Below are 12,852 nucleotides of genomic sequence, written 5' to 3' on the forward strand. Positions count from 1 at the left end.
GCCCAGATTTGAAGGAGAGGTGCCCTGAGTAATACCAGGCATCGACTCTAACAAGTAATGGTGCGCTCTTACCATTAAGAATTTAATTCGCGCTTATTGTCGCACCTCTGCATCGCTTACAACCCTCTTGACTATTGCCTATTGCTAGCATGCCTATTGCCTATTGCTTGTTCCCTGTTCCCTGTTCCCTACTGCCTACTGCCTACTCCCTGCTCCCTATTGCCATGAGAGAAAATAGTACTCTTTAATAACAAACCGGTACTAGTTACTGAGAAACGACTACTGGTAAGTGAGAAACGAGTACTCGTTAGCGAGAAACGGGTACTCGTTAACGAGAAACGGGTACCCGTTTGTTATACAACAGTACTAGTTAACGAGAAACGAGTACTAGTATATGAGAAATTAGTACTCCTTTGTTATACAACAGTACATGTTTAAGATACAACAGTACTAGTTTTCGGTTAATGGGTACTCGTGTCTTAGATGTTAATACAGTACTACCCACTTCAGACTTCAGACTTCAGACTTCAGACTTCAGACTTCAGACTTCCCTACTCCCTGCTCCCTAAAATACCAAACTTGCTTACCTCAAACAATTAAAAATTGGTAGATTTTTCATCAAAGATTTACATAGTTAATAGTTTAATTAATTTTCCTGAAATGAAATCAAGCTTGCTTGATTTCTAGGTAAAATCATCCTAGTGGTAAAAATCTAGTAGTTTGGCTATGGTGAGCGTCAAGGTTTCGGGAGCTCAAATCACCAATTATGACCACTAGCGTTAACAGGTTTTAGTGCATCTTACTTTATAGCATTTCTGAATTCGGTTAGGTAAAAAGTCCTAGGTGTTAGGAAGTAGGGAGTAGCAGGCAATAAAATTGACCGTACCTCATAAGTACTAGAAAGACTATATTTTGTTTTTATCTACCAGTTCTGGCGTTGCTGAATTAAGGAATGAATGCGCGATCATCTAGTTTTATTAAAGCCCCCTAAATCCCCCAATTCTGGGGGACTTTGAGAGTTTTTCCCCCCAGAATTGGGGGGCTAGGGGGGCAAAACCATACTAAGAATCAGCAACGCCACGCCACCAATCTAGCCATATGAAATAATTTCTGTTCTATCTTCAATCAAAGTGCAGAAATAAACCTTAGCAGTAGTTGAAAGCATAGAAATTAAACCAATGACAGAAACACCCGATACAGAAACACCGGATCGCGAAAGTGCTCAAACTGTCTTTTTAGAACAATTATTACAAGCTACCAACGAGAGTGAGCATGACCCAAGAAGTGGAAATAAACCTCCGCAAACTGTAGAAACACTGCTGAGCAATAATCTAGAATTATTATATGATGATTTTCCTAAGTTTATTAAAAACTGGGCGATTGATAAATTTAAAACTACTGAATTATCAGAAGCCCAAAAAATTGCTAAAAATATTATTGATTTTAGCAATATAATTTATCTATATTATCAAGGTCAAGAAAATCTTAATAGAGAAATAGCTATTGCTGGTTATCAAGTATCTCTCCAAGTTGTCACTCGTGAGACTTTACCTAAAAAATGGGGTAATCTTCAGTATAACATAGCTCTAGCTCATCTTTGGCGAATCCTTGGAGAAAAAGGCGAAAATATAGAGGAAGCAATAAAAGCTTCTAAGTTAAGTCTAGAAGTCTTTACCAAAAAAGAGCATCCTTATGAATGGGCGAGAAGTCAAAAAAATTTAGGCATGATCTATCGCAATCGAGTCAGGGGTAATAAAGAGGATAATATAGAAAATGCAATTGAGTTTTATAAATCAGCTTTGGAAGTCTTTACTGAAACTGAATATCCCTACAACTGGGCACAAATACAATACAATTTAACTATTGCTTATGCTGAAAGGATATCTGGAGAAAAGACTGAAAATTTAAAAAAAGAAATTGAAGCAGGTCAATTAGCTTTAAACGTTTTTTCTAAAGAAGAGTATCCCTATCAATGGGCTTATACACAAAATTCTATAGGTCTTGCTTACCGCGATAGTATAGAAGGGGACAGAGCGGAGAATTTAGAAAAGGCTATTACTGCTTTCCAATTGGCTTTAGAAGTCTTATCTTATGAAGACTATCGCGAAGATTGGGCAATAGTTCAGAATTATCTAGGAACTGTTTACCGTAGGCGAATCAGAGGGAGTCAGGCTGAAAATATAAAAAAGGCAATCGCTGCTTATGAATTAGCCTTGGAGGTTTATACCCTTGAAGGCTTTCCTCACGATCATGCAGAAACTCTATTTAACCGAGGTTTAGCTCATCTATATGTTAGTAATTTTGTCAATGCTTATGACGATTTTAAAGGTGCAATAAAGACTGTAGAACTATTCCGAAATGAAATGATTTCTATTGCTGAACCAAATGAAGCAATAGAAACAAAAAAGCAGAAGTTCGCAGAAGAATGGAATAGTCTTTATCAACGGATGGTAGAAGTTTGCCTAAAACAGAAAAAAATCACCGAAGCGATTGAATATGTTGAACGGAGCAAAACCCGCAATTTAGTTGAAGAGATTCTCCGCCGTGATCAAAACACCATATTACCCCCAGATGTTGTCACTCAACTCGAAAAATACAGGGAGGAAATAGCAGCAGGTCAGAAGCAAATCCAAAAGTGCACAGCTGACAATCCCACCGCTCTGATACAACATCTCAAAGAATTGCGAGAGAAGCGGAATGATTTACAAGACCAATATTTACTTATCGGTTCTAGCTTTAAATTTGATGAATTTCAGAATAATCTAGATGATAAAACTGCTATTGTAGAGTTTTACATTACAGAGGATAAGCTGCTCACTTTCATCTTTACCAAGAAAACCCAGCAGCCTATCGTTTTGGAGTCTGAGCCGGAAAAATTCAAGAAATTGGAACAATGGAGAAATGAATATCTAGGAAGCTACAAAAACAAAAAAGCTGATTGGCAAAACAATCTGAGTAACCTCCTAAATTTGCTGGCAGAAATTCTGCCCATTGACGACATCATTCAGCAGATTCCAGAAACGTGCGATCGCTTAATTTTAATCCCCCATCAGGTTTTACATTTATTCCCCCTTCATGCTTTACCTATCAACAGTCAGCAGGAAAAAGCTACATCTGAAATTCTGATGGATCGCTTTCCAGCAGGGGTAAGTTATGCCCCTAGCTGTCAACTACTCCAACTTGCTCAAACTAGAAAACGCCCGGATTTTAGCCGCCTGTTTGCGGTTCAAAACCCTACTGATGATTTGGATTACACTAATATCGGAGTAGAAGTAATTAAAGGCTACTTCAATCCACCACCAGATACAGAAGTCCTGGTGAAAAACGCTGCCAACAAAGCTGCCATAGATAGTAAAGCTCTCAACACATTCCACTGTGTCCATTTTAGTTGTCACGGTGAGTTTAACTACAAAGAACCACGTAAATCGGCTCTCATTCTGGCAGATGCCCACCTCACTTTAGATGCAATCTTTGCCCTGAAATTAGAACAATGTCGCCTTGTAACTCTTTCGGCTTGTGAAACAGGAGTGATTGATGATACTAACATCAGCGATGAATACATTGGTTTACCCAGTGGTTTCCTAGTTGCGGGTAGTCCAGCGCTGGTTTGTAGCCTGTGGAAAGTAAATGAATTGTCTACAACATTATTGATGATTAAATTTTATGAGAATCTACGAAATAAGATACCGTTGGCAGTTGCCCTCAACCAAGCACAACTCTGGCTACGGGATGTGACTAAGGAAAATTTATTGCTCTGGATTAAAAGCTTACCCATTAGGATTGCTCAAAAGCGATTGTTGAAGGCTCAGCTTTTGAAGAATGATAATTTGGGCGATCTAAGCAACAGCGATAAGCCTTTTGAAGAACCCTATCATTGGGCAGCATTTTGTGCAATTGGTCAATAGGAGTTAAGACTATGGAAGCTGAGATTCAAGTAATAGAAAATTTTATACAGCTAATCAAAACCCAACCCAATATTTTCTATGAAAATGATCGGAATGAACTGGAAGCGATAATTACTCCGCTATCTAATGATGATGTGGAGGGATTAGCAGATGAGATTGATGACTGGTGTACATCTCATCCAGTCATTGACGATGCTCTAAATGTTTTACTTGCTAGCAAACCAATCCGTGAGATGGGAATTGGAGGTGCTTCCCCCAATGATAAAACTAAAGTCGAAGATGACAAGAACCAAGGGGAAACCCAGGATAATGAAATCCGCAAGAGTTCTCCCCCAGAAACCAAAAAACCCAACACTGGCCACTTGGGAGTTGGAGGCACTTTCCCTACTCCAGAAGCTAAAGCTGAGTATGAAAAGAACTTGAAAGAAGAACTGCTCAACGCTCTCCGCAATAGTTCTCCCCCAGAAACCAAAAAACCCAACACTTCCAAAGGCTGATGACTGACACCGCCTTGCAAATCAAAAACCCCAGCGTCACCCTTTATGGGTTCCATCTCTGCCAAGACTTAAGCCAAGAACTGGGACAGTTGGGACAGGATGCGGATCAGTTGTGGCAAAACTGTGCTCAGCTCAGCGAACCCCTAGCTATCCCAGACCTGAAATCTTTACCGGAAAAATTACAATCCTCTCGAAGCCAAACAGCAATCACAAGCCGTTATCTAGAACTATTACCTAATAATGGTCGCTTAACCTATACGCCACCACTACAAATAGCAGGCTCTGGCCTAACAGTCGAGGTCTATCCGGTTAAAATTCATGATACTTATGCTATTGATATAACTCTGTATTACCAAAATGTCACTGTTCCAGCCAGTCAATTTAGTCGGTTAAATCCCCAAGGGTGCCTGCTAGCCAGCACGATTCAAGCTTCCTTGGGACAAACCTTAGTGCTCTATGGGGAACCCGTGGGCACTCCCGAGGAAGATAGAAAGTTAGCCAATGCCTGTGTCGATGCTTTTTTCCAGGGAACCGACCAAAAACCGCAGTTTATGGCATCTGGGCAGTTATTTGGTAGCCCAATTTTTGCCTATGACAATGGTAAAGAGAAACCTACGGAACAATGTCACCTTCTGGTCTGGTTAAACCGTCACCCAGAAACCGTAAACCTGGCTATAGAGACTTACCGTTCATTTTTTAATCTGTTGTGCTGTCGCAGTAAAATCCTGTTTGCTTATCATGAAGCCCGTTGGTGTTATCGCCAAACCAGGGAACTCTATGGGAAACTGGAACAAGAGGTTAAAGGCTTCAAGGAATTGCCAAGGGAGCGAGAAACACGGCTAGAGCAACTGAAGCAAAAACTGACCGAGATGCCATCCAAGACCTTTGACTATGCTGTTTATCTGCGAGACATAGAGGATCACAAAACTGCGATCGCTACCAATGCCGAAAACTATGACTACTGGCTAAAAAAAATCGGCGAATCTAATCTCAAAGACGATAATATCGAGTTTTTAGAAGACTTCCTCAACCAAAGAACCGAGCTGTTTCAACGTCAGATTCAAACCAACCTGAATTATCTCAAACCTGGTCAGCAACTATTTGACCAGATGCTTGGTAGTATCCGAGGCATCGTAGAGACTGAACAAGCACAACAGGAGAAACGATTAGAACGTTGGATTGCCTCGGTGGGTATTGGTTTAGCGGTCAGTAGTATTTCTTCCCAAACCGCTGCTAAACCGGTAGAGTCTATTATCACCCAACTATACCCCAAACAATCCTTAGATTGCCCCAAGGCTGGTGTTACACCTTGCTTGACTTACAGTGTCGTGTTTGTGCTATTTCATGTTGGAGTTGGTGCGTTGGCTGGGTTAATTGTGTATCGCATTATCAATCGGGGAGGAAAATGAGCTTGTAGGGTGGGCAAGATGTGAAAAAAAGCAACTTTTTTGGCGTTGCTGAATTAAGGAATGAATGCGCGATAATCTAGTTTTATTAAAGCCCCCTAAATCCCCCAAGTTTGGGGGACTTTGAAAGTCTTGTTCCCCCCAAAATTGGGGGGCTAGGGGGGCAAAACCATACCCATAATCAGCAAGGCCACTTTTTTTATGCACACAGTTGAACTTGAAAGGCTAAAAGCGAGAAAAGGAGCAAGGAAGCGTTCTGAAATTCCGAATGAGGTCTTATGGGCACTCAATCACGGAAAAATTGAAACCGTCAATCTTGTCGAATGGTTAGCCATTGATATGCCTTTTCTGCTTCGGAATAGTCTTACAGAAATAGGTTGGACAAAACAAATTGATAACTTGTATGATCAGAGCTTGAAACTTCAAGACCAAGGCATTACCAAACGACTCAAAGGCATTGGCAAAATACTTTTTAACGCTCTAGAAGAAGAGGAGAACCAAACGGACATTTTTGAAACGTTGGCTAATCATAGGTCTGACATGGTGAGAGCTTGGGCTGGTTTTAGTATAGCCGCTGACCAGACTTTATCCTTACCCGAGAGGTTAGAAATAATGCGTAGGTTCGCGGCTGATGGTAGTTTCTCTGTCAGAGAATGCGCTTGGGATGCCCTTAGAAGCTATCTTGTGGATGATTTAGCTTATAGCTTCGATTTACTAACAGAGTGGGTCAAAGATGAAGACCCCAATATTCGGCGCTGTGCGGTAGAAGCTACTCGTCCTCGTGGCGTTTGGTGTAAACATATTCCAACTTTGAAGAAAAACCCCGACCCAGGTTTGACCATATTAGAATTCGTTCGTTCAGACACCAGTAATTATGTCCAGCGTTCGGTTGCTAACTGGTTGAATGATGCCAGCAAATCTAGTCCAGATTGGGTAATCAATACCTGTTTGCGGTGGCGAAAAGAATCTCCAACCAAGGAAACAAGTTGGATTATCAAACACGCTCTTAGGACTCTCAAAAAGCAGAATACTTTATCCCAGGATATTAAAATAGGATAGGGTAATTTAGGATGGTTACAAAAACACAATCTGGAGCTGCAACTCAAAACCAGGAAGTATATGCGATCGCACTATATCTCCAGGAAACAGAGTCTCGACTAAGGTAAGCTTGGCAGTTTGTCGCCGATAAACCTCAAGTTTAGTAGTGCGCCAATCCACAATCCAGTATTCCCGAACCCCCCGCACTGAATAGAGTTTCAGTTTTACTTCTCGGTCACGACGCTCGTTTTGACTTCCTGGTGATAAAGATTCTATGATCAGGTCTGGCGCTTCAGTTAAATGGCCTGCTTCATCCAGCATCTGTGGCAAGCGATTCTTGTCGGAAACCCAGACAGCATCAGGTTCCACAGCATTTTCTTGGTCAAAAACAATCCCTGGAACTAGGACAGCTTCACCATAGCCCTTATCACTTAAAGACCAGGAATCAAGGGCATTGTATAGTCTTCCCACCACCTTGTTGTGGTTCCAATGGGGGGATCTGGTTACAAACAGCTCTCCATCGATCGCTTCATATCTATTACCGTCCTCTGGTAACAGATCTAGGTCTGCAGTAGTGAATCGAATCTGATCAACGGTGGTGGTGTCAGTCATGACCTCTTTTCAAGTTCAATGTGACCCGGTCGGTGGAACGAGCATCTTGGTAGAACTGGCATCTTGCCAGTTTCCTGCCTAGTTTCGGGCATCAGGCGTGGAACGAGCATCTTGCCAGTTTCCTGCCTAGTTTCGGGCATCAGGCGTAGAACTGGCATCTTGCCAGTTTCCTGCCTAGTTTCGGGCATCAGGCGTGGAACGAGCATCTTGGTAGAACTGGCATCTTGCCAGTTTCCTGAAATAACAAAATAACAAGGAATCTTACCATAAATCGTCACAAATTAAAGGTATCCTAGTTCAAAGATATGGAATGGGGCGCGCTAAGGGTGACGAAAATGTGCCTCATCAGGGTTAAAAAAATATAGTTATCATAATAGTTATTATAGTTATCTAATTATCTACTTATTGCTGGCTTCGTGCTCTGTTAAGTCTGACCAATTTTGACCAATTCTGACTAAGTCCGGTTTCAGGTTCTTAGCCAAGAAATTTTTATAATGGTTCATAACTCAAGAGGGAAACCAGATTCCTCTGGTGATGGGTCATATGCTAAGAGACTTTCAACTGCAGCAACTGTGTTGGGTGAGGATTTATGTTAAAAGAGCGTAGACAGCAATTTCTGTTATTGGCTGGAGCCATAGTGTTATTGGTATCAGTGTGCCTGGGAGCAGTATTCTTAGGTGTCACCGTAGCGAATCAACTAGAGGAAAAGGAGGAAAACAAGACTGCCAGCCAAGGGTTAACGGAGTCAACAGGCAAATCCGCTGTAGCACGGCTGGTTTCTCTGCCACCTCAACAACGAGCAACTAACCTAGATGCCTTTGCCTCTGGTCCGAAGTCTCGGGAACAGTATCGCGCCCGTTATCTGTTGGCATCGGATTTAATTCAACAAAATCAGCCAGAACAAGCCCTAAAGCATCTCGAAGGACTTGAGTCAGATTATCCGGTTTTAGCATCCCACGTTGCCCTCAAACGTGCTCAAGCTTACCAAGCCATGGGGGATAGGGAATCGGCTACAGGAGTTTGGCAAACTATCCTGAAAAAGTACCCCAACCAAGCAGTGGCAGCAGAAGCCCTTTATCATCTAGGAAAATCTAATCCTAAGCACTGGGACGATGCGATCGCAAAATTTCCCAGCCATCCCCGTACTCTAGAAATTGTCCGACAGCGCCTCAAAGCCAATCCCAACCAACTCCCATTACTATTAATCTTAGCCAAGCACACTCCTAAAGCCTTAGGAATGCAGGAGATCCGAGACCGGATCGTTGACAAGTACCCTGAGCAACTCACCCCCGAAGACTGGGAAATGATTGGCACTGGATACTGGGAAACCTGGAAATATGGCAAAGCTGGTAAAGCCTACGCTAAAGCCCCCCGTACTCCCCGCAATCTCTACCGTGCCGGTCGAGGACTCCATTTAGATACAAAAGCCAGCAAAGGCAAAATCTTTTATGAACAGTTAATCAGCGCCTATCCCAATGCCAAAGAAACCGGATTAGCCTTAAGGCGTCTTGCCAGTATCTCTAAGCGACCAGAAGCCTTAGCCTATCTCGATCAAGTCATCCAGAATTATCCCGATGAAGCTCCTCAAGCCTTGCTCGACAAAGCCAAAATCCTAGAAAAGCTCAACAGCAAAGTGTCTGCTGGCCAAGCTCGTAAGTCGGTATTGACCCAATATGCTAGTTCTGATGCTGCGGCTAATTATCGTTGGCAAATGGCTCAAAAAAAAGCAGCAAAAGGCCAGCTACAACAAGCATGGCAATGGGCGCAACCGATTACCACCAACAATCCCGATAGTGACATCGCTGCCCAAGCTGGCTTCTGGGTAGGTCGATGGGCCAGTAAGCTGGGGCGTCCTAATGATGCCAAAGCTGCCTTTGAGCATGTACTAGCTCGTTATCCAGAATCCTACTATGCATGGCGGTCGGCCAACTATTTAGGCTGGAATGTAGGGGACTTCACCTCCGTGCGCTACTTAATGCCAAAAGTGGTCAGACCCCAAGCTAGACCCTTACTAAAAGACGGTTCTGGAACCCTAAAAGAACTGTACCAACTTGGTCAAGATCAGGATGCTTGGGCTCTGTGGCAAGTGGAATTAGGAAACCGCAAGGAACTCACTGTCTCGGAGCAATTTACTGATGGTGTATTGCGCCTAGGGATTGGGGATAATCTCAAAGGCATTAACCAAGTCTGGAGCCTAAAACGACGAGAGACTCCCCAAGAAAAAGCCGAATGGGCAGCACTGCGTGACCAACCAAAATACTGGCATGCTCTATTTCCCTTCCCTTTCCAAAGTTCAATTCTTAACTGGTCTGGTCAACGGGAGCTTAATCCCTTACTAGTAACTGCCTTAATCCGCCAAGAATCTAGATTTGAACCAGAAATCCGTTCCGTTGCTGGTGCCATGGGTTTAATGCAAGTGATGCCAGCAACAGGTAGTTGGGTTGCCCAAAAAATCCAGTTGAAAGAATACAATCTTAAAAACCCTGATGACAACATTAAATTGGGGACATGGTATCTAAGCTTTACCCACCAACAAAACAGTAATAACTCTTTATTAGCGGTTGCCAGTTACAATGCCGGTCCCGGTAATGTATCTAAATGGGTGAATAGATACGGTTTTAGTGACCCCGACGCCTTTATTGAAAAAATCCCCTTTCGAGAAACCAAAGGTTACGTGAAAACAGTGTTTGGTAATTATTGGAATTATTTGCGACTCTATAATCCTGATATTTCCAGGATGGTAGAAGCTCACGCTGCTAATAAATCCGTAGCATCATCTAATTAATTTTAGGTTGTAGGTTGTAGGTTGTAGGTTTTAGGTTTTAGGGAGTCGGGAATAGGGAGTCGGGAAGAAATAAGTCCCTGTTCCCTATTCCCTATTTCCCTTTACATCCACAAAACCTGAAACTATGAATACTCTTTAAAAATTAAACCCGTTTTGAACAGTTCTTTAATAATGAACTAGTCCCCAAAGCAGCTAATCCTAAGAAACCTAACAGTGATGTGGTTTCAGGAACAGGAGCGGGCTGAACATCAAGACTTTGGCTAACTGGATTAAAGAGACTGGTTACATCTATACCATTGGCATCAATTGCAGAAGTAACGGTAACTGCTAAGTCAGGTAATCCATCATTCTTAAACCCAGGGAGTACTTGGTAAGTTGTCCCAGATATTTCTAGGGTAGAGTTTGGAGAAACTCCAATTGAATCACTACGTTGAAAAAGTGCTGTAGGTATCCCCAAGGGTGGGTTTTCTACTGGGCTGAATGTAGCCTCTGAAAAGGCAGCTATATCTGCATCTGTCCTAAATTCTTGTAGAATAAGAAACTCACTAGTATCTAGTGCTACAATAAGATCCAATGATTGTAAATTAGCGGTGAGACCGCTAGTATCTAAAACAAAAGAGAAATCAATGGTGTCACCAACATTGACTTCAAGGTCATTGATGGCATCTTTGTCTAATTGTGACCCAGTCGGAGTGAATGATACGGAGGCTCCATAAGCTGGAGTAACTGCGATCGGCGAAGCCGCGCCAAAGGCGATCGCTCCCAGGAGTACTAAAGAAGCACTAATGTCAGTTAATTTCATCAGGATTTACCTAAAAAACTACTATCAATAGTTAATCAAACATTCCTGGATTTGATTTTTAAGAGTCAGTAAACTTAGCTAAAAGATTCAGTGATGAAAGTAAAAACTAATGATGAAAGAAAAAACTAACCCTAAATGCGATTGGCCTTGGGCTTTGGGCCACGCTACGCGAATGGTCACGCTACGCGATTGGCCTACGGCCACATAATATGAAGTTATCTCCTTTACGTTAAGGGGTACCCAGAGCCAGCCTGTGGCCTAGGAAAACTCTTAGGCTGGCTCTTCCCGTGGATTTTAATGCACCACACTTTCATTTTAGCACAAAAAATGGCATATTATAGCATATTTTAAAAACTTTTGTAACAAATTATTGAGAGAGTCGCCAGAGGTATAGCGCTACGTGCTTTTCAGAAGACTTCTGCTATATTTGAGGCTGATTCCCTGTTAGGTGCGCTTTCCGTTGGCGAATTAAATTCGCCACGGGTCACACCTCTTGATGCAGCGCAAAGTAGCCGATAATCTATCCAATATTTCGGCTGTAATGGTAATTATTTAGTTGGTAAGTACCCCATGAAGCGTTCGCGTAGCGTGGCCTTTAGGCCATGGCTTGAGTACCTACAGGCATTTGATTATTTCGAGTCTGGGGCTAACTGTTGCGCTACTTTTTTGGGGTCTTTATCTATTTCCTTTGTTAATGGATTGAGGTCGATGTCAGGATTGAGTTTTTGCGCTTCTTGATAGGCAGAAATAGCCTCCTCTATTTTCCCGTCTCTTGCTAGTCTCGCTCCCTTTTGTATCTTGGCTTGTGCGGCTAACAAGTGCGCTACTATTTTAGGGTCTTTGTCTATTTCCTTTGTATCTGGATTGAGGTCGATATCAGGATAGAGTTTTTGTGCTTCTTGATAGGCAGAAATAGCCTCCTCTATTTTCCCCTCTCTTGCTAGTCTCGCTCCAAATTGTATCTTGGCTTGTGCGGCTAACAAGTGCGCTACTATTTTGGGGTCTTTATCTATTTCCTTTGTTAATGGATTGAGGTCGATGTCAGGATTGAATTTTTGTGCTTCTTTAAATTTTTTAACAGCATTGTTGAGATTTGGCTCTTTTTGTGAAATAAAAGCCCTACCTTGTCTTACCAGAAATGCTGCTTTCGCTTTATCTTCCCAACTGGCATGCTTAAGACAAGCTTCTCCTGCTTTATTATTTTTAGGTGCAACGAGGTCAGGATGAAATTGTAGTTGATTACATCCCTCTTTTAACCAATCTTTCCAATTTCCACCCCGCCACAAACGCACTGTGTTGTCCCAACTGCCACTGAGAATCTGTTTGCCATCTGGACTAAAAGCGATCGCCCAGACAGCATCTGTATGACCTTCTAATGTATGGATTAGTTGACCGGTTTCTGTGTCCCACAACCGCAAGGTTTTGTCGCCACTGCCACTGATAATCTGTTGGCCATCTCGACTAAAAGCGATATCAGTGACATCATCTATATGACCAACAAATGTATGGATTAGTTGACTGGTTTCTGTGTTCCACAAACGCACTGTGTTGTCCTCACTGCCACTGATAATCTGTTGGCCATCTCGACTAAAAGCGATCTCAGTGACAGAACGAGTATGACCAACAAATGTATGGATAGGAAGACCTGTTTCTGTGTCCCACAACCGCACTGTGTTGTCATTACTGCCACTGATAATCTGTTGGCCATCTCGACTAAAAGCGATATCAGTGACCCAATCTGTATGACCTTTTAATGTATGGATTAGAAGACCGGTTTCGGTGTCCCACAAACGCACTGTGTTGTCAA

General features: G+C 42.4%; 9 protein-coding genes. 5 read left to right on the forward strand and 4 right to left on the reverse strand.

Annotated elements, in window-relative coordinates; genetic code table 11:
* Positions 1–1,178: 1,178 nt before the first annotated feature.
* The 4 genes from AC4II3_RS26035 to AC4II3_RS26050 all read left to right on the forward strand — a co-directional run bounded on the left by AC4II3_RS26035 (position 1,179) and on the right by AC4II3_RS26050 (position 6,867).
* Positions 1,179–3,905: a CHAT domain-containing protein gene (locus tag AC4II3_RS26035; protein WP_488013900.1), complete on the forward strand. Its 2,727-nt coding sequence runs from the start codon at positions 1,179–1,181 to the stop codon at positions 3,903–3,905.
* 11 nt (positions 3,906–3,916) lie between these two features.
* Positions 3,917–4,402, forward strand: coding sequence for a hypothetical protein (locus AC4II3_RS26040; protein ID WP_488013898.1), 486 nt, complete (start codon positions 3,917–3,919; stop codon positions 4,400–4,402).
* Positions 4,402–5,811, forward strand: coding sequence for a hypothetical protein (locus tag AC4II3_RS26045; RefSeq protein WP_488013896.1), 1,410 nt, complete (start codon positions 4,402–4,404; stop codon positions 5,809–5,811). The genes AC4II3_RS26040 and AC4II3_RS26045 overlap by 1 nt, the downstream gene beginning before the upstream one ends.
* Positions 5,812–6,009: 198 nt before the next feature.
* A complete protein-coding gene (locus tag AC4II3_RS26050) occupies positions 6,010–6,867 on the forward strand; it encodes a DNA alkylation repair protein (RefSeq protein WP_488013894.1) in 858 nt (285 codons plus the stop codon).
* Between the two features lie 15 nt (positions 6,868–6,882).
* On the opposite strand, the gene AC4II3_RS26055 is transcribed toward AC4II3_RS26050, so the two are convergent.
* Both AC4II3_RS26055 and AC4II3_RS26060 read right to left on the reverse strand, forming a co-directional pair.
* Positions 6,883–7,458: a Uma2 family endonuclease gene (locus tag AC4II3_RS26055; RefSeq protein WP_488013893.1), complete on the reverse strand. Its 576-nt coding sequence runs from the start codon at positions 7,456–7,458 to the stop codon at positions 6,883–6,885.
* Complete coding sequence (locus tag AC4II3_RS26060) at positions 7,455–7,736, reverse strand: hypothetical protein (RefSeq protein WP_488013891.1); 282 nt, start codon at positions 7,734–7,736, stop codon at positions 7,455–7,457. The genes AC4II3_RS26055 and AC4II3_RS26060 overlap by 4 nt, the downstream gene beginning before the upstream one ends.
* Positions 7,737–8,047: 311 nt before the next feature.
* On the opposite strand from AC4II3_RS26060, the gene AC4II3_RS26065 reads away from it, so the two are divergent.
* Complete coding sequence (locus AC4II3_RS26065) at positions 8,048–10,243, forward strand: lytic transglycosylase domain-containing protein (protein ID WP_488013889.1); 2,196 nt, start codon at positions 8,048–8,050, stop codon at positions 10,241–10,243.
* Between the two features lie 142 nt (positions 10,244–10,385).
* Here AC4II3_RS26065 and AC4II3_RS26070 read toward each other — a convergent pair whose 3' ends face one another.
* Together AC4II3_RS26070 and AC4II3_RS26075 are read right to left on the reverse strand one after the other, a co-directional pair.
* Entirely contained in the window at positions 10,386–11,045 is a 660-nt protein-coding gene (locus AC4II3_RS26070; RefSeq protein ID WP_488013886.1) for a hypothetical protein, read from the reverse strand.
* Between the two features lie 629 nt (positions 11,046–11,674).
* A partial coding sequence (locus tag AC4II3_RS26075) for a WD40 repeat domain-containing protein (RefSeq protein ID WP_490722928.1) occupies positions 11,675–12,852 on the reverse strand: 1,178 nt, incomplete at its 5' end.

The sequence above is a fragment of the Moorena sp. genome, from assembly GCF_982860115.1.